General features: G+C 40.6%; 18 protein-coding genes and 1 riboswitch. Of the genes, 2 read left to right on the plus strand and 16 right to left on the minus strand.

The genetic code is table 11. From position 1 onward, the window contains the following. Position 1: 1 nt before the first annotated feature. The 5 genes from thiW to ERX37_RS03310 all read right to left on the minus strand — a co-directional run bounded on the left by thiW (position 2) and on the right by ERX37_RS03310 (position 6,111). The gene (gene thiW, locus ERX37_RS03290) at positions 2 to 490 is read right to left on the minus strand and encodes an energy coupling factor transporter S component ThiW (RefSeq protein WP_133429210.1); all 489 of its coding nucleotides are present in this window, start codon (positions 488 to 490) and stop codon (positions 2 to 4) included. Positions 491 to 544: 54 nt separating this feature from the next. After that, on the minus strand, positions 545 to 967 hold the full coding sequence (locus tag ERX37_RS03295) for a YlbF/YmcA family competence regulator (RefSeq protein WP_133429211.1): 423 nt from the start codon (positions 965 to 967) through the stop codon (positions 545 to 547). After that, positions 967 to 2,499, minus strand: a complete 1,533-nt coding sequence (gene miaB / locus ERX37_RS03300) for a tRNA (N6-isopentenyl adenosine(37)-C2)-methylthiotransferase MiaB (protein WP_133429212.1) — start codon at positions 2,497 to 2,499, stop codon at positions 967 to 969. The genes ERX37_RS03295 and miaB overlap by 1 nt, the downstream gene beginning before the upstream one ends. A gap of 71 nt (positions 2,500 to 2,570) precedes the next feature. Next, complete coding sequence (locus ERX37_RS03305; RefSeq protein WP_133429213.1) at positions 2,571 to 4,403, minus strand: ABC transporter ATP-binding protein; 1,833 nt, start codon at positions 4,401 to 4,403, stop codon at positions 2,571 to 2,573. Further along, on the minus strand, positions 4,396 to 6,111 hold the full coding sequence (locus ERX37_RS03310; RefSeq protein ID WP_133429214.1) for an ABC transporter ATP-binding protein: 1,716 nt from the start codon (positions 6,109 to 6,111) through the stop codon (positions 4,396 to 4,398). Before ERX37_RS03310 ends, ERX37_RS03305 begins: the two co-directional genes overlap by 8 nt. A gap of 137 nt (positions 6,112 to 6,248) precedes the next feature. On the opposite strand from ERX37_RS03310, the gene ERX37_RS03315 reads away from it, so the two are divergent. Continuing rightward, entirely contained in the window at positions 6,249 to 6,902 is a 654-nt protein-coding gene (locus ERX37_RS03315; protein ID WP_133429215.1) for a VTT domain-containing protein, read from the plus strand. Between the two features lie 377 nt (positions 6,903 to 7,279). On the opposite strand, the gene ERX37_RS03320 is transcribed toward ERX37_RS03315, so the two are convergent. The 7 genes from ERX37_RS03320 to ERX37_RS03350 form a co-directional block, all read right to left on the minus strand. Further along, complete coding sequence (locus tag ERX37_RS03320; RefSeq protein ID WP_133429216.1) at positions 7,280 to 7,984, minus strand: ABC transporter ATP-binding protein; 705 nt, start codon at positions 7,982 to 7,984, stop codon at positions 7,280 to 7,282. Next, entirely contained in the window at positions 7,977 to 8,600 is a 624-nt protein-coding gene (locus ERX37_RS03325; protein WP_341777434.1) for an ABC transporter permease, read from the minus strand. The genes ERX37_RS03320 and ERX37_RS03325 overlap by 8 nt, the downstream gene beginning before the upstream one ends. 113 nt (positions 8,601 to 8,713) lie before the next feature. Next, entirely contained in the window at positions 8,714 to 9,001 is a 288-nt protein-coding gene (locus ERX37_RS03330; RefSeq protein ID WP_133429218.1) for a thiamine-binding protein, read from the minus strand. Next, entirely contained in the window at positions 9,001 to 10,008 is a 1,008-nt protein-coding gene (locus ERX37_RS03335) for an ABC transporter substrate-binding protein (RefSeq protein WP_133429219.1), read from the minus strand. Before ERX37_RS03335 ends, ERX37_RS03330 begins: the two co-directional genes overlap by 1 nt. A 42-nt stretch (positions 10,009 to 10,050) precedes the next feature. Beyond that, positions 10,051 to 10,149, minus strand: a riboswitch (TPP riboswitch). Positions 10,150 to 10,154: 5 nt separating this feature from the next. Then, entirely contained in the window at positions 10,155 to 11,018 is an 864-nt protein-coding gene (locus ERX37_RS03340; RefSeq protein ID WP_133429220.1) for a 2-oxoacid:ferredoxin oxidoreductase subunit beta, read from the minus strand. Beyond that, a complete protein-coding gene (locus tag ERX37_RS03345; RefSeq protein WP_133429221.1) occupies positions 11,018 to 12,760 on the minus strand; it encodes a 2-oxoacid:acceptor oxidoreductase subunit alpha in 1,743 nt (580 codons plus the stop codon). The genes ERX37_RS03340 and ERX37_RS03345 overlap by 1 nt, the downstream gene beginning before the upstream one ends. Before the next feature lie 94 nt (positions 12,761 to 12,854). Continuing rightward, complete coding sequence (locus tag ERX37_RS03350) at positions 12,855 to 13,652, minus strand: TIGR00282 family metallophosphoesterase (protein WP_133429222.1); 798 nt, start codon at positions 13,650 to 13,652, stop codon at positions 12,855 to 12,857. 132 nt (positions 13,653 to 13,784) lie between these two features. On the opposite strand from ERX37_RS03350, the gene ERX37_RS03355 reads away from it, so the two are divergent. After that, entirely contained in the window at positions 13,785 to 14,384 is a 600-nt protein-coding gene (locus ERX37_RS03355; protein WP_133429223.1) for a hypothetical protein, read from the plus strand. Between the two features lie 98 nt (positions 14,385 to 14,482). On the opposite strand, the gene ERX37_RS03360 is transcribed toward ERX37_RS03355, so the two are convergent. From ERX37_RS03360 to pgsA, 4 genes are all read right to left on the minus strand, one after another. Then, the gene (locus ERX37_RS03360; protein ID WP_133429224.1) at positions 14,483 to 14,701 is read right to left on the minus strand and encodes a hypothetical protein; all 219 of its coding nucleotides are present in this window, start codon (positions 14,699 to 14,701) and stop codon (positions 14,483 to 14,485) included. Positions 14,702 to 14,794: 93 nt separating this feature from the next. Further along, entirely contained in the window at positions 14,795 to 16,348 is a 1,554-nt protein-coding gene (gene rny / locus ERX37_RS03365) for a ribonuclease Y (RefSeq protein WP_133429225.1), read from the minus strand. Positions 16,349 to 16,520: 172 nt separating this feature from the next. Beyond that, complete coding sequence (recA, locus tag ERX37_RS03370; RefSeq protein ID WP_229713114.1) at positions 16,521 to 17,567, minus strand: recombinase RecA; 1,047 nt, start codon at positions 17,565 to 17,567, stop codon at positions 16,521 to 16,523. Between the two features lie 258 nt (positions 17,568 to 17,825). Continuing rightward, complete coding sequence (pgsA, locus tag ERX37_RS03375; protein ID WP_133429226.1) at positions 17,826 to 18,395, minus strand: CDP-diacylglycerol--glycerol-3-phosphate 3-phosphatidyltransferase; 570 nt, start codon at positions 18,393 to 18,395, stop codon at positions 17,826 to 17,828.

Raw genomic sequence — 18,395 nt, forward strand, 5'->3', positions numbered from 1 at the left:
TTTATTTCAATAGATTTCTTTTTTTAAGAGCGATTAATAGAACGTAAGCAATCAGACTGCCAATAAGTGTACTGACAATAAAAAGCGGTACAATGACATAGAATTTGCTGATATCCAGATTCATGGCATAAATTAATGGAATGGTCATCAGACTGCCGATCAGTCCAGTACCTATCACTTCTCCAAGCGCAGCAACTCCGATAGATTTGTAGCGCTTATATAAAAAACCTGCTAACAGTACACCTATCATACTGCCAGGAAATGCGAACGGTGTTGCAGTACCCATCAGCAATCTGATGACAGATGTTAAAAAAGCCTGTGCCAGACCGTACCAGGGTCCCACTATGACCGCACATAGCACATTAATAAAATGCTGCATCGGAAATGCTTTAATAGGACCGAGCGGAATAGAGATAAATTGACTTAGCACGACATTCATTGCAGTTAATATCGCTGTAAATGTTAACTTGCGGGTCTGATTATTTTTCATTATAGATCTCCTTGTTAAAAAAAGTCGATTCTCCTAGGGAACCGACTTTTTTATTTATTGACAACCAGGTGCGCCGTGCTCAATTTGTGCGCCTGTCTCACCTTTTAACAAGTCACCACCTGTTGAGACGATAATTTCATCTGTAACAGTCTGACTGATGGCATGTGAAACCATCTGTAGTAATGAATTCACTTCACCTTGTGCCTCTTTGAATTGATCCACTAACGGCATTTCATCCAGTTCCGCTTCTACTTTTGCTATTTTTTCTTCTGTCATCAGAAGCGCTTTCTCTTTACCATATTGCTCGAAGTTAACAGCCTGCTTCTGAAGGGACTTTAATGAAGCCATCTTTTCACGGACTGTCTGATTTTCATGAATCTGTGCTTCTGCACGTTTGAAGAAGTCTACTGCATCCGTCTCTGCCATCATACGGCCCAGTTCTTTTGCATGTTCTAAAATCTGGTCATTTGTATACATTATTTCGTCACTCCTACTCGGTCTAATATTTCAATAAATTCACCATTCATAGAATAGCGCATTGTTTCAGTTACTTTGACTCTGACTAACTGACCGATCGCCTCGCGTGGTGCCTTGAAGTTGACCAGCTTATTTTTATCAGTATAACCTGCGAGAATCTCTTCATTTTTCTTAGAAGGACCTTCACATAAAACCATGACTTCCTGACCTAAATACTTCGTTAATGTCTCTTCAGTCTGCTGTTCAACCACTTTATTCAGTCGCTGCAGCCGATCTTTCTTGTCACGCATCGGTACATTATCCTTCATCTTAGCAGCAGGTGTTCCTTCACGCGGAGAATACAGGTATGTATAAGCATGCTCAAAACCTACCTGCTCATATAAATCAAGCGTATCCTGGAACTGCTCCTCTGATTCATTCGGATAGCCGACGATAATATCTGTCGTTAGTGCAACGTCAGGCATTTTCGCACGAATTTTTGATACTAATTCGATATAACTCTCACGCGTATATTTACGGCCCATAATTTTTAACACTTCGTTGTTACCTGATTGAACAGGTAAATGGATATGAGGCACGATATTACCGCCCTGCGCCAGCACTTCAATCAGTCGATCATCGAAGTCCCATGGATGACTCGTCATAAAACGGACACGTGGGATATCAATCTTCTGAATATCTGCCATCAAATCACCTAAGCCATAACCGATATCTAAGTCCTTGCCATAAGCATTTACGTTCTGGCCGAGGAGACAGATTTCCATGTACCCTCTTCTCGCAAGGTCACGCACTTCTGCGATGATTTCTTCCGGCATTCGACTACGTTCCTTACCGCGTGTAAACGGAACGATGCAGTATGTACAGAATTTATCACAGCCGTACATAATATTAACCCATGCTTTCGTCTCGCCTAAGCGTGACTTAGGCAGGTTCTCAATGACATCACCTTCTTTTGACCAGACCTCAACGACCATAGCTTTAGACATGTACGCTTCTTCTAAGATGGCTGGCAGACGATGAATATTATGTGTACCAAAAATCATATCGACATTCTGATAGGATTTCAGTATTTTATTCACCACTGATTCTTCCTGACTCATACAGCCACAGACACCAATCAGTACGTCTGGTTTCTCGAGTTTTAAATGCTTCAGATTACCAATTTCGCCGAATACCTTATTCTCAGCGTTCTCACGAATCGCACATGTATTGAGGAGAATAACATCTGCATCGTTGACCTCGTTCGTCGCTGTATAGTCCAGTGCTTCGAATATACCTGCCATTACTTCAGTATCATGCTCATTCATCTGACAGCCGTATGTTCTAATATAATATTTACGACCTTTACCGAGTCCCTGATATTTTTCTTCTATTTTAAAGTCATTATGATAGCTGACCTCTTCTTTACCCCGTTTTTTTGCCTCTTTCAAGCTTGGCGGCTGATAGACATGCTCAAAATATTTGCTGTAATCCTTCTCAGGCTGTTTCTCAGTCTTCGCTTGAGCGCCTAGGATTCTGCTTTCTTCATTCATTTAATAACCCTCTCTGCTCATTAATCATCTATTTAGTATATTACTTATAGCAGACATTTTCAAAGGTTTTATCAGTCCAGCAACTCATCAAAGTCACCTGCTGATGAATGAACCATCTGACTATAGAGTCCGTTCTGCTTTAACAGTTCCTGCTGGTAACCTTGTTCTATTATTTCACCTTGTGCGAGAACGACGACTTTATCCGCTTTTTTGACAGTGTTCAGACGGTGAGCGATGATAATACTAGTCCGTCCTGCCATCAGTCGGTCAATGGCTTCCTGCAGCTTCATTTCTGTTACAGTATCAATCGAACTTGTTGCCTCATCCAGCAGTAATATCACAGGATCCTGTACAAGTGCGCGGGCAATGGATAGCAGTTGTTTTTCACCTTGAGATAACTGCGATTCTTCCCCGGAAATGAGGGTATCGTATCCATCCTGCAATCGCATTATGAAATCGTGGGCATTAGCATTCTTAGCTGCCTGGATGATCTTATCATCTGAAGCAGTATGATCTCCGTATTTGATATTATCTCTTATCGTACCGTCAAAAAGGACTGGATCCTGCAGGACGTAGGCAATCTGTCTTCTCAGAAAATCCCGTGGAATGTCGGTTATCAGTCTTCCATCTATTTCAATGCTGCCGCCCGTTATATCATAGAAACGGTTCAATAGCTGAATAATCGTTGTCTTCCCTGCTCCTGTTGCGCCTACTAATGCCAGAGATTCTCCGGCAGGCAGGTTAAAAGATATATGATGGATGACGTTATTCTGCTGGTTATCATTATATTTAAACGTCACATCCTTAAAGGCGATGTCTCCTATAATCTTATCAGTGTGCTGCTGCAATCGAAGTTCAGGTTCCTCTTTTTCATCAATAATAGAGAATACACGCTCCGCTCCTGCTAATGCTGATAAAACTTCATTAAACTGATTGGCAAGGTCTGACAGAGGACGTGTGAATTGTCTGGCATATTCAGCAAATATAACAATGGTCCCAACTGTTACACCTTGGCCATTTAAAGCGAGCAGACCGCCAATCCCAATGACAATCGCAAAGGAGACGTTGTTCAGACCATTCATCACTTTAGGAATAAAGCCTGAATAACTGATAGACCAGAAGCCTCGTTCTCTTACAGCTCTATTCTTGTCCTCAAATCCATCGATGACTGCATTTTCCTGAGAGAATACTTTAACAACTGACTGTCCTGATATAATTTCTTCAATATAGGCATTCATCTCTCCTAATGCCTGTTGTCTCATTTTATAAAGAGGACCTGTCCTGTTCGTAATCCATCGTGTCGCTAAAAACATAACAGGAATAATCACCATCGTCAGAAGTGTCAGCAACGGACTGAGCGTCAACATTACAATGACTGTACCGAGCAATGTCACAATACTTGAAGTAAATTGTATAAATGAAGAGTTTAGAACTTTTGACATATTTTCAATGTCATTGGTCATGCGACTCATAATTTCTCCGTGCTGACGTTCATCAAAGAAGCGGATCGGCAGCTTCTGCATATGACTGAAGAGCTGCATGCGCAGTTTATACACCGTTTCCTGCGCAATACCTACCATCATGTAGGCTGACACATAAGTCAGCAGTGAGAGAGCTGTAAAAACAGCAATAAGAAGCAGTAACTTCTGACCTAAAGAATCAAATTCTTTTGTCATAATATTATGGTCGATAATGTGCCCGATGATATAAGGGCCTATTAGACCAAGCAGAGAAGTCATAATAACGAGAAGGATGACGATGAGAACAAGCCATTTCCGATGTTCCATCAGCCACCAGATTCGCCTGACTGTATCTTTCCAGTTCTCTGCACGTTTTTTATCTTTTTTACGTCCAATATCTTCTTTTTTGAGAATCGGTTGATGTGTAAAGACTTGTTTAATCATGTGCTTCCCCCTGACTGTCGGCAATATCACGGTAAAGCTGACTTGAATTCATCAGTTCCTCATGTGTGCCAAGTGCGACGATATGTCCTGCTTCCAGCAGCAATATATGGTCAGCAGTCTTAGCAGTATGAATTTTTTGAGTCACAATAATACGTGTCATATCGAGTTCTTTCAGTGAATCAAATAATCGATTCTCTGTATGGATATCCAGTGCCGATGTACTATCATCCAATATCAGAATACCTGGCTTTTTAATCAATGCCCTCGCAATAGCCAGCCGCTGCTTCTGTCCCCCAGATAGATTAACGCCTTGCTGTCCGACTTTAGTGGCGTAATCATCATCAAAATTCATGATTGAATCATGAATCTGAGCAATCTGTGTAGCATTGAACACTTCCTCAGATGTAGCAGCACTATCACCCCAGCGGACATTATCAATAATCGAACCTGTGAAAAGCGTAGTTTTCTGCGGAACATATCCTATAAAATCACGGAGTGCCTTAATATCCCAGTCACGCACATCCTGCTGATTGACTAAAATTTGTCCGGCTGAAACTTCGTACATGCGCGGAATCAGTGATAACAATGCTGATTTTCCTGACCCCGTCTGTCCCATAATGACGAACTTTTCGCCAACGTTTACTTTAAACGAGATATCTTCAAGTACGTTTTGCTGTCCAGTCGGGTATTTAAACGTCACATTTCTGAACTCAACTGTATTTGAGTGATAACTGTGATGGCTGTCATCATTTAAAACTACTTCATCAGCAGGTGCTAACAGAACTTCACTGATACGGTCCGCACTCGACTTGGCGCGTGAGAATGCAATAATGATAAATGCAAACATAGAGAAACCGCCCTGCATTCGCAGAGCATAGTTAATCACTGCGACAAGCGAACCGACCTCCAGTGTATTCACCTGGATTAAATCACTGCCGAACCAGATGACGAGCAGCAGTGATCCGTTCATAATCAATAATAATACAGGCATAATACTTTCCATCAGACGTAACGCACGTACAGTATCGACTCTGATGGGCGAAGCGACATCGTCAAATTTCTCAGTTTCATATGGACCGTTCAATGTTGACTTAATGAGTCGGACACCTTCTAAATTCTGCTGAATAAAACGATTAAGACCATCTGTCCGCTGCTGAATAATAAGAAAAATTTTCATACCTGCTCTTGCAGTGAAAAAAAGAAATAAAGCGAGAAGAGGAGTACCCATAATGAGGTAGAGCGCTATATCAGGTGCGACAATAAAACTCATGATAATGCTGCCAATAACCGATAGAGGTGCCTTTAGCATAATTCTCAAGCTCATGAATAACACCATTTCGTTGGCAATGACATCACTGGTCAAACGTGTGATCAGACTGGAAGTTTTAAATCTGCTGAGTGTTTTCAGTGAAAAGCCCTGGATCTTTCTAAATAGCGCATTCCGAATGTCATAAGAAAACATATGACACACATGGGATGATATAAATGAATTCAATATTCCTGCTACAAATGCCATGGCACTGAGCGCCAGCATAATAAGTAAATAAAGCTGAATATAACCTGTATCGTTTTTAAGAATGCCATTATCAATAATATTTTTCATCAGGATAGGTGCATACATATCTACAAAAAGCTCAGATAACATTAGTATAATGGCGATAATCATAAGTCCAATATAAGGTTTTGTAAACTTAATGACTGTCTTCATAACAGGACTCCTTTCCTTCGCATTCCGAATTATATTAATTATGCCATAAACGTTTTATAAGATGCTATTGAATCGTTTGCCTATATTTATTTTCCCCCGTATAATGGTAGAGTTAACCCAATAGTTAGGAGCCTATTATGAATCTTATTTCTCAGCTTATCGATTTTATCCTGCATATCGACGAGCATTTAATCCATCTTGTCAGTCAGTACGGAACATTGACATACGGTATTTTATTTTTGATTATTTTTGTCGAAACAGGCCTCGTCATGATGCCATTCTTACCTGGCGATTCCATGTTATTCGCCGCCGCCGCCCTTGCGCCTCAAGGTGCACTTAATATATGGATACTGTTTGTCGTCTGTTTTGTCGCAGCGGTTATCGGTGATACCCTTAACTACCATATCGGTAAAGCAGTTGGACTCGGCGTTACTAAACATCCGAAGTTCGGTCGTTTCATCAAGGAAGAACACATGATTAAAGCCACTCACTTCTTTAATAAATATGGCGGTAAAACGATTGTAATGGCACGTTTCATGCCTTTCATTCGAACATTTATTCCATTCGTGGCAGGCGCCAGCCGCATGCATTACAGTTATTTTATCCTCTACAATATAATCGGTGCCTTTTTATGGGTAGCCATTTGTTTAGGACTCGGCTACTTCTTCGGCAATATCCCAGTTGTTAAAGATAACTTTGAAATTGTACTGATTCTTATTATTTTAGTTTCTGTATTACCAGCTATCTTTAGTGCATTTAAAGCATGGAGAGAAAATAGAAGACATTCTTAATGAATGACTTCTATTTTTTTATATTATAATTCACTTGTTGCAGCTTTAGATGGGTGTACCATGGGGCTATTTATCTTTAGTTGTCCTATAAAGGCGATGTACAGTATGATTATTATTATCATTCATCAAATCACTGTATATCACATTGATGTATTGAAGGGTCTCTTCTTCCTATACATGATATTCAGCTATTCTTTCCAACTGTCCATCGTTCAACTATTCAACGCGCCCTGCAAAAGTACTTCGAGAAAAATCGCGCTTCCAGGAAGACGACATACTATTCAGACAAATTATGAGAGTGACTCGTGTTGCTGCTCAACTTTCCACCATTTCTGAGCAGAAAACAATAAAACAGCACCTTATTCAAAGGTACTGTTTTACCGTAACAATTCAAGTAACTGCTGTTTAAGCGTGATTTCCGCAGTTTCACTTATATATCTGACATCAATTGCCTGGTGGATGGTCGCCGGCTTGCCTTCCAATACCACAATTTTATCTGATAACTTAATGGCCTCATCTATACTATGCGTAATCATCAGAATGGTCCGTTTCTCTACCTCGAGTATTTCTTTCAGCCAGCGCTGCATATCTATACGCGTAATCTCATCCAATGCTGAAAACGGTTCATCAAGCAGCATTAATTCACCCGGTGTATTGAGGGCCCTCAGAAATGAAACGCGTTGTTTCATACCTCCACTTAAACTGTCCGGATACTGATCTTTAATATCTGCAAACCCGCTTCTCTGCAGCAAATCATCCATCCGAGCGCGATCAACTTGACCTTTAATCTCGCGTCCGAGCTGAATATTCTCATCTACAGTGCGCCAAGGCATCAGTGACGGGCTTTGAGGCATATAAGCGACATGCCCTTTTGAACCTGTTATATCCTGTCCCTCCAGCAGCACACTACCGCTCGTCGGAATCAGCAATCCTCCGATGATATTGAACAGCGTCGACTTACCACTGCCGGAAGGACCCAGTATTGTAATGAATTCTCCTTCGCTGAGTGTTAAGTTAATAGCATTCAGCACACTGTTACTTCCGAATGAATGCCTGATATTTTTGAGTTCCAGTTTAGTCATGTTTCCACCTCACCATCACTTTCTCCAGCAGACGGATCACCGCAAATATTAAGAGCGCAAAAATGACTATCCAGATAATTGCAACAAATACCTTATCCACTTGAAAGGCACGTTGTGATAATATCATGTATTTTCCGAGCCCTTTATCACTTCCGAGCCACTCAGATATAATAGCACCCATAACTGAGTATGTCCCTGCAATCTTGAGGCCATTAAACAAATAAGGCAGACTACTTGGCCATTCAAGCTTGGCGAACAACTGACTTCTGTTCGCCCCTGAAATCAGCATATATTTTTTCAAGTCTTTATCACCAGATTTCAATCCTTCAAGCAGACTGACTGTCACTGGAAAGAAGCAGACAAGCGTTATGACAATCAGCTTCGGCAATAATCCAAAACCAAACCAGATCACAAGTAAAGGTGCCACTACAATCACAGGAATATTTTGACTGATGACAAGCAGCGGATAAATAAAAGGCTCAAGTACTGGAATCAAATGTAAGATGACTGCTACTGCAATACCGACAATCACAGACATCACTAGACCTTCCACTACAAGTAAAATGGTCGGCAGTAAATGTACCTTATATTCATTATATCCTGTGAAGAACTGCATAAAAATCCTGCTTGGGGCAGGTAATGTATAGGCGTCGACCTGCCATATTTTTACTGACAGCTCCCAGATTAATAATAATACAGCTAAAAACAATCCAAATTTTAAATAGTATTTCATCGATATTTGTGAGTCAGTTTATCCATTGATGCATGTTCAGCATGATAAAACTTGACTTGAGAGATGACACTCGTTACGCCTCTCTTCATCATTTCCTTGTTCATCTTTTCAATGAGTGGTAGCAATTCGGACATATTGCCTTCAATCGTCGTTTCTAAGGGAGACACATAGTAAGGTAATCCTGATGCATCAATCACTGCTATCGCGGCATCCACATACGGAATGACATCTTCCCCGTTTGGTGTTTTCGGTATAATTTGAATACTCATTAATGTATCAGCCATTAGTTCCCCTCCACAAATTCATTGGTAAAGGCATCCTCTGCCTTAAAATCTGTCTTGATGACACCGTGCTTCTTCATGAAGTCAGCATAATTCTGCCAGATGGCTGCATCCTGCTGCCCCCATACTTTAGCGTCATCCTGGTATTTATCCTTAAGATAGTCCTGACTTTTATAAACAAGTTCTTTTTGGTCTTTTAGTTCAGGCACATCTTTCATCAAGATATCCGCGCTTGCTTTCGGGTCTTTAATCGCATCATTATAGCCTTGTTGTACAGCTGCCATAAATGCATCGACAGTCGCTTTATCGGATTTGATGTATTTTTCATTCGCAATAATGATCGGCGTGTAATAGTCCAGATTTTTATCATAGTCGACTAAATACTGCATATTGACTTTCTCACCACGTGTTTCAGCCTCTATTCCTGTCCAGCCATAGTATACCCACGCAAAGTCAATATTCTTTTTTGAAGCTGTGAAGAAATCAGTGTTGCCCATATTGACAACCTTAACATCTTGCTGTGCAGCACCATCTTTTTCCATCAGTGTATGGATGATTGGTTCTTCGATTGGCGCACCCCAGCCCCCATAAGTTTTACCAGCATAATCTTTAGGGGACTTTATATTTTTGTCTGCTAAACTCATAAAGCCGCTCGTATTGTGCTGGAGAATCGCACCGATGGACTTTAAGGGTGTGCCTTCAGTACGAGCTTGTGTCAGCTGTTCCTGGGCGCTGATACCAAACTGAACTTTATTCGCAGCAACAAGCTGATCCGCTGTCACATCACCAGGCGTTTTAATTGTGACATCAAGACCATGTTGCTTAAAATAGCCTTTATCTTTCGCCACATAGATGCCCGTATGGTTCGTATTAGGCGTCCAGTCGAGCATCAATGTAACTTTTTTAAGTTCTTTAGAGTCACTTTTTTCAGCCGTATCTTTCTTCGGACCTTGCTCACTGCATCCAGCGAGCAGTAGTAAACAACTTGCTCCAACCAACAACTTTTTCATCACTTATTTCCTCCTATTAAAAAAACACAATCCTACAGAAGGATTGTGCCAAGGACACTTCCCTCCGCCGGCATTACCCGGTTCAGGTCAAAAGGGTTTAGGAATCATCCAGTCTCAGCATAAGCTCCCCTAGTGTTTTTCGTTATTTATTTAAATTGTACCATAAGATCATCAAATTCGGGCTGTGTAATTTTCATCTCAGTCTGTGATAAGTTGCCGCTGAAACCATCGATTTGTTCAGCATAACTTGGTGTTTCAGTATCCTGATAAACGATACCCGTCACAAGACCCTCGTGTGCCATAACAGTTGAGAGTGCTTGCTCTTTACTTGTCGCATCGTAATTCTCAATATCAGCAAGTTTAGTAATATTCTCCTTGAACCAGTCATACGTATTAATTTTATTATAAGTTACACAAGGAGAGAAGACATTGATAAATGAGAACCCTTTATGCTGAATACCTGCTTCAATAATAGCAGTCAGTTCCTTAATATCAGATGAGAAACTCTGTGCAATAAATGTCGCACCGCTTGTCAGTGCCAGTTCGAGTGGCGAAACGTTTTTCTCAATAGAACCTTTAGGTGTCGTCTTCGTCACGAAACCATGTGCTGAGCTTGGTGATGTCTGACCTTTCGTAAGGCCGTAGATCTGGTTATCCATAACAATATATGTGATATCAATATTTCGGCGCAGTGCATGGATTGTGTGGCCCATACCAATAGCAAATCCATCACCATCACCACCGGAAGCGATAACGGTCAGTTCCTGATTCGCCATTTTAACACCTTGAGCGAGCGGTAATGCACGACCATGGATGCTATGGAAACCATAGGAATTAATATAGCCGGATAAACGACCTGAACAACCGATACCCGTAATCACTGCCAGATTCTCCGGTTCAAGACCGACACCGGCAGCGGCTTTTTGTATAGCAGCCTGTACAGAGAAATCTCCGCAACCAGGACACCAGTTTGGTTTAACTGTATTTCTAAAATCTTTAAATGTAGCCATTATTTGTCGACTCCTTCATTTACCACTTCATTGATTTTATCTTCAATTTCATGCGGCAGGAATGGTGTGCCGTCATATTTGACGAAACTAGTGATTTTATTCTGATGATTAGTATTCATTTTAATAATCTGTGCCAGTTGGCCTTGGAAGTTATTCTCAGTCACAATTACCTTTTTAGCTTTATCAAATGCAGCTTGCACTTCTTCAACTGGGAATGGATGCAGCTGTCTGATCTGAAGATGATTGACATTAATATCAGTACGTGTCATCGCTTCTTCAATGGCACCATGTGTAGAGATAAAACCGACAACTAATACATCTGCTTCTTCATGCTGTCCACTCTCAACGACTGGTTGCTCAATTTTCAGTGCTTCAATTTTACGCATCCGTTTTTCCATCTGCTTAATGCGATTGACCGGTGACTCAGAAGGCTTACCATCCTCAGCATGTTCTACACCTGTGACGTGGTGGATACCATTCTTTGTCCCTGGCAATGTTCTCGGAGAAACACCTGTGTCAGTAACTTCATAACGTTTGAAGTATTCCTTTTCTTCACTGTCAGGTACTTCAGTCATAATGTTGCCACGTCTGACATCGATACGATTGTAATCCAGAACAGGTACAGTCTGTTTACCAAGTGATAACTGTAAATCACTCAATAAGATAACTGGACATTGATATTCTTCTGCCAGGTTGAATGCTTCCATCGTTAAATAGAAAGCATCTTCAACAGTTGTGGGTGCTATAACAATTTTAGGGATATCACCATGCGTACCGTAAATCATCTGCATTAAATCAGACTGCTCCTGCTTAGTCGGTAGTCCTGTTGATGGGCCTCCGCGCATTGTATTGACGATGACAAGAGGCTGTTCAGTCATGCCTGATAAGCCAATCGCTTCCATCATCAGTGATAAGCCGGGCCCTGCTGAAGCAGTAAAAGCTCTGACACCGGCATAGTTAACACCGATTGCCATAACCGCCGCCGCAATCTCATCTTCTGTCTGGATGACTGTGCCACCGAACCGAGGTAATTTATCAATCATATACTCCATGATTTCTGATGCGGGCGTGATAGGATATGCCGCCATAAAACGAGCTCCTCCAGCCAGTGCGCCAAGAGAAATCGCTTCATTACCGATCATAAAGAGATGACCTTCCTGGTCGCTTGACTCCAGATAGAAACGGTCTCCTAATTCATCACCATATTGCTGCATCTCCTGAACACCCATCTGTAATGCCTGTTTATTCAGTTCGACAATTTTCTCACCTTTTTTACTGAACATTGATTCAACGAGCTGCTCAAACGGTTCTAATGATAGACCAATCAGTTGTGCTGTTGCCCCTACTGCTACCATGTTTTTCATCAGAGCAGTGCCGAGTTCCTTCGCAATCTCTGTGAAGTCTATTTCAATCATCTTACCTTCGAAATCTTCAGGTTTTTCTGGCTTAAACTTGCCATCTGCTAAAATAACACCTTCTGAAGTAAGCTCGTTGTAGTTTACGTCTATTGTCTCCTGGTCAAATGCCACAAGAATATCTAAATCATCGCTGATCGCATATACAGGTTGTGTTGACACACGAATCTTATTATTCGTATGTCCCCCTTTAATACGACTTGAGAAATGACGATAACCATATAAATAATAACCTTGTCTATTTAAAGCAGTTGAAAAAATCTCACCTGTAGACTCAATTCCTTCACCCTGCTGTCCGCCGACTTTCCATGAAATTTGTGATTTCAAAAAGTTCATCCTCCTACAATTCATCTCACCATTCAATATAACAGAAAACCTGCACAGGAACATGCTCTGTGCAGGTTATTCATTAAAATTCAGACTAATGGCCGATAAAAGGATGATCACCATTGATCAGAATGCGTTCAATTTTTTTAGTTTTACCTTCTTTAGTGAGTTCAATAAAGACACCTGATAAAGTACCGCGTCCTTGTTCATTGACGATGTGCTTTACAGGCATAGAAGTCAGGAATCTATGAATGACCTCATCTTTGTTAATACCCAGAATCCCATCATAATAGCCTGTCATACCGACATCTGTAATAAAGCCTGTCCCTTGAGGAAGTACCCGTTCATCGGCAGTCTGAATATGGGTATGTGTCCCTACAACAGCGCTGACACGCCCATCCAGATAATAACCCATAGCTCCCTTTTCAGAAGTCGTCTCTGCATGAAAATCAACAAAAATATAAGGTGTTTCTTTACGTGCTTCGGCAATCAGTTCATCAGCTTTCTTAAAAGGACAATCGATCGTAGGCATAAACGCACGACCTTGTAAGTTAATAACCGCCAGCTTATCCTGATTGAAACGCACAATCTTCATGCCAGCACCTGGTGCTTCCGCGGGATAATTCGCAGGACGAATCATCTTAATATCTTCATCCAGAAAATCATAGACTTCCCGCTGACCATATGTGTGATTTCCCAGTGTCACGAAGTCAACACCTTGCGTCATAAAAGACTTATATATTTTTTCCGTAATTCCTCTGCCGTGAGCAGCATTTTCACCATTGACAATGGTAAAATTCGGATGATACTTTAACTTTAATTGCGGCAAATATTCTGCCAGCATATCACGACCGATAGAGCCGACGATATCGCCAATAAATAAAATTCTCATCATATTCTCCTTCAACTATTTTCTGTTTCATTATAGCAGAGAACGTATGCAATGAAAAAACAGTGCAGTTAATAAATCAGGCGGTGTATGTTAAACTAAGAAAAACTACATTATGAATTGAGGTTTATATTAATGCATTTTAATAAAATAACTATTCTGTTGTGTGCTGCTTCTCTTACGCTCGCAGCATGTGGTTCAGCTGAACAAGAGAAGACGACAGCAAACTCTGATCTGACTGAAAAAGCTAAAAAAGCAATTGAAGAAAGTCAGCAACGTGGCGAGAAGAAAGCTCAAAAATCTGAAGAGACAGCGACAGAAGAAGTCGTAACTGATGAGGTAATAACAGAAGTGCCTTATACCGAGGCACCTACTACAGAATTTCCACTTACTGAATCACCTTCGACAGAACAAGTTATGACTGAAGTACCTTCGACAGAAATACCTATAACTGAACAATCTTTAACGGAACAACCTTTAACGGAAGCGCCGTTAACTCAGGAAACAACGACTGAACTGCCGTCTAGTGAAACGACAACAAATGTCACTAATCAAGCACAGCTTGAACAAATTATTTATGGAAATTATACCGAGGCACAAAAATCTGAAGCGTTTCAATCAGCAGTCTCCCAAGGCATCATTCCGCCTATCCAGCAGAATAACGGATCAGCTGTATTAAACTACGAACAATCACGCAATATACAGAATGGACAAGCGCAACCGACCACTCCTTAGAGTGGTTTTATATTTTAATCTTTTCAAGTTTACATAATATAATTATATTAATAATATATTTTTAAAAAAATGAGCACTCATTTAAAGTGCTCATTTTTTTAGGCATAATGTTTTTCAATAATATTTTTAGCAAACTTAAATTCATTGATTGGCTCATTGAATTCAAAAAAACGAGTCTGCTGATTTTCTGTCGTCACAGCAATATATTTTACACTTGCTAACCCACCACGAATTTCATTTTTCAGAAATTCTACCCGGTACCACTTGTCCTTATGTGTAATATAAGTCGTCCCCATCACTGAATAGTTATTAAACATATCCATCTCTCCCCTTTGTCTCTTTTCTCAATCATAGCATGATAGATGTACTTTAGAAACATAAAAAACAACAGAGAGAATTCTCTGTTGCTGTTATTTCGCGTATTCGATTGCTCTCATCTCACGCACAACGGTTACTTTAATATGGCCTGGATATTGAAGCTCTTCTTCAATCTGCTTTTTAATATCTCGCGCCAGTCGATGTGCTTTAAGATCATCCACTTCTTCAGGAGAAACAATAATTCTAATTTCCCGTCCTGCCTGAATAGCGAATGATTTCTCAACGCCATCATAGCTTTCTGAAATCTGTTCAAGTCGTTCAAGACGTCTGACATAATTCTCAAGTGTTTCCCGTCTTGCGCCCGGTCTTGCTGCGCTAAGTGCATCGGCTGCCGCCACTAATATTGAGATCACGGATGTCGGCTCAACATCACCATGATGTGAGTGTATAGCGTTGATAACGACCGGATGCTCCTTGTATTTCTTCGCAAGGTCTACGCCAATCTCAACGTGGCTTCCTTCAACCTCATGATCGATTGCCTTACCGATATCGTGAAGCAGTCCAGCTCGCTTAGCGAGTGTAACGTCTTCTCCTAGCTCAGCTGCCATCATACCAGCAAGATGTGCAACTTCTACAGAGTGCTTAAGCACATTCTGACCGTAACTTGTTCTGAACTTCATACGGCCTAGAATCTTAACTAAATCTGGATGCAAATTATGAATACCGAGTTCAAATGTTGCCGCTTCACCGGCTTCCCGTATACTTTCATCTACTGATTTTTTGGCTTTTTCAACCATTTCTTCAATACGTCCTGGATGAATACGTCCATCAGATACTAAATTCTGTAGTGCAATCTTTGCAACTTCTCGTCTGATTGGATCAAATCCAGAAAGAATCACTGCTTCAGGTGTATCATCAATAATCAAATCTATCCCTGTCAGTGTCTCAAGCGTACGAATATTTCGTCCTTCCCGACCAATGATACGACCCTTCATCTCATCATTCGGTAAGTTAATCACCGACACTGTTGATTCAGAAGTATGGTCAGCAGCTAAGCGCTGAACCGTAGTCGCAAGTAACATTTTGGCTTTTTTATCGACTGTATCTTTCATTTCCTGATCCTTCTCTTTAATCACAACTGCAATATCATGAGAAAGTTCATCTTCTACTTGATCGATAATTTCCTGTTTAGCTTCTTCTTGAGTCAGTCCGGAGATGCGAATCAATTCTTGTTCATGTTTGGCGATAATTTCTTGAACACTTTGCTCGAGCGCATCAACTTGTTGTTGTTTTGCTTCAATTTTAGATTCTTTTTGTTCTAAAAGCTCATCTTTTTTATCTAAAAGCTCACTTTTTCGATCTAAGTTTTCTTCTTTTTGAAGTAATCTTGCTTCCTGTCTTGAAAGATCTGATCGTCTATTACGATATTCGTCTTCCAGACGATCACTGCGCAGCTGATATTCTTCTTTAGCTTCCAGCAGTTTTTCTTTTTTAAGACTTTCGGCTTCTTTTCTAGCTTCTTTCACGATATGCTCACCAGTCTGCCTTGCCTGAATCTGCTGATTCGTCAAATTCGTTTTAGCTAGATAATAACCTGCAGCAACACCTACAACGATGCCAAGCAAAATGAATAAGAGGATAACCATACATAAACACCTCCTTTTTGCTTTTTATCTAGTTAAATAGTTAATGTAAAGAATATATAATATCAATCATATACACTTCAATTGTACGGTTTTAGTCCTAATAAAGTCAAGGTGTCGTCTTCATTAAGCTAAAGAAAAACTGAAGTCCGAAGACTCCAGTTCGAGGAATGTATTAAACTAATTCGTCATCGAATAAATCATCGGCTGGCGTATCTAAAGCGGGCTCATTATCACTGCTCTTATTCTGGTCGCTAGTATCAGCGATTTCGTCAGGCGCAATAATTCCCATCTCCTGACGGATTTTGCGATCAATCTCTGCCATTACATCAGGATTTTCTTTCATATAGTTCTTCACGTTCTCTTTACCTTGACCTAATCGTTCACCATTGTATGAATACCATGCACCTGATTTATCAATCACTTCATACTCAGCGCCTAAATCGATAATTTCGCCTTCACGTGATATCCCTTTACCGTACATAATATCTACTTCTGCCACTTTAAATGGAGGTGCTACTTTATTCTTAACGACTTTAATCTTCGTACGGTTACCGACGACATCCATCCCCATTTTAAGCTGTTCTGCACGACGGACTTCAAGACGTACAGAGCTATAGAATTTAAGGGCACGACCCCCTGGAGTTGTTTCAGGGTTACCGAACATTACACCGATTTTCTCACGAACCTGATTGATGAAAATAGCAATTGTATTAGATTTAGCAATAGCTCCTGATAGCTTACGAAGCGCTTGAGACATCAGACGTGCCTGCAGACCCATATGTGAGTCACCCATCTCGCCTTCAATCTCAGCTTTAGGTGTCAGGGCTGCCACTGAGTCAATAACGATGATATCAACTGCACCACTGCGGACAAATGCTTCTGCGATTTCAAGACCTTGTTCACCATGGTCCGGCTGTGATAAATAAAGATTTTCAGTATCTACACCTAGATTCTTAGCATAGACTGGATCAAGCGCATGCTCTGCATCGATGAATGCTGCTACGCCACCTTGCGCCTGTACTTCAGCGATTGCATGAAGCGCGACAGTTGTTTTACCTGAACTTTCAGGACCGTAAATCTCGATGATACGACCTTTAGGATAACCGCCTACTCCAAGCGCATTATCAAGTGTGATTGAACCACTTGAAATCGTTGAAACATTGCGTGATGTGCTTTCACCCAGTTTCATGACTGCACCTTTACCGAATGATTTTTCCATATTTTTAATGACAGTATCTAAAGCTTTTTGACGTTCACTCAAATATATATCCTCCTTAAACGTTGCCGTTTATTCGTTGTTTTATTGTTTACTTTACATCTCTTACTATACTGACTTTTGAATTAAATAGCAAGCAAAAAGCAAACATCTGTTCGTATTTTTTAAAACCTGTTTTTGATGAAAATAGCTCTAAAATTGATGAAATTATAATGATGAACCTGCTATTCTTCATAAAAAAAATAATAGGAAAAATTCCTATTATTTTGATCCACGGAAGACATCTCGTCCATGATAGAAGTATTCGATTCCAGATAAAATGGTAAAAAATACTGCTGCATACATCAGCCAGTAACCGAGATTCATACCGAATGGCTCAGCTAAAAGCAGCAAAATCATCGCTATCATAGTCACAGCTGTCTTAATCTTACCGAGTTGACCTGCAGCGGAAACAAATCCTTGTTCAATCTGAAGAAGTCTAAGCCCTGTTACCGCAAATTCACGCGCCACGATGATAATGGCCATCCATGAAGGAATAACGTCTAATTCAACGAGTGCAATAAGACCTGAAGCTACAAGCAGTTTGTCTGCAAGGGGATCCAGAAACTTACCCATATTCGTGACCAGCTGCCATTTCCGTGCTAAATACCCATCTATCCAGTCGGTCAGTGAAGCAAATATGAAGATAAGTGCTGCAATAAACTGTTCCACTCGCATATCCATACTATTTAGAAACTGCAGATGTCCCATATTAAAATCAGCAAGTAAAAAAACCAAAAATACAGGAATCAGCAGTACACGTGCTACTGTTATCTGATTAGGAATATTCAA

Origin of the sequence: Macrococcus hajekii (assembly GCF_004359505.1) — a bacterium.
Classification (GTDB): domain Bacteria; phylum Bacillota; class Bacilli; order Staphylococcales; family Staphylococcaceae; genus Macrococcus; species Macrococcus hajekii.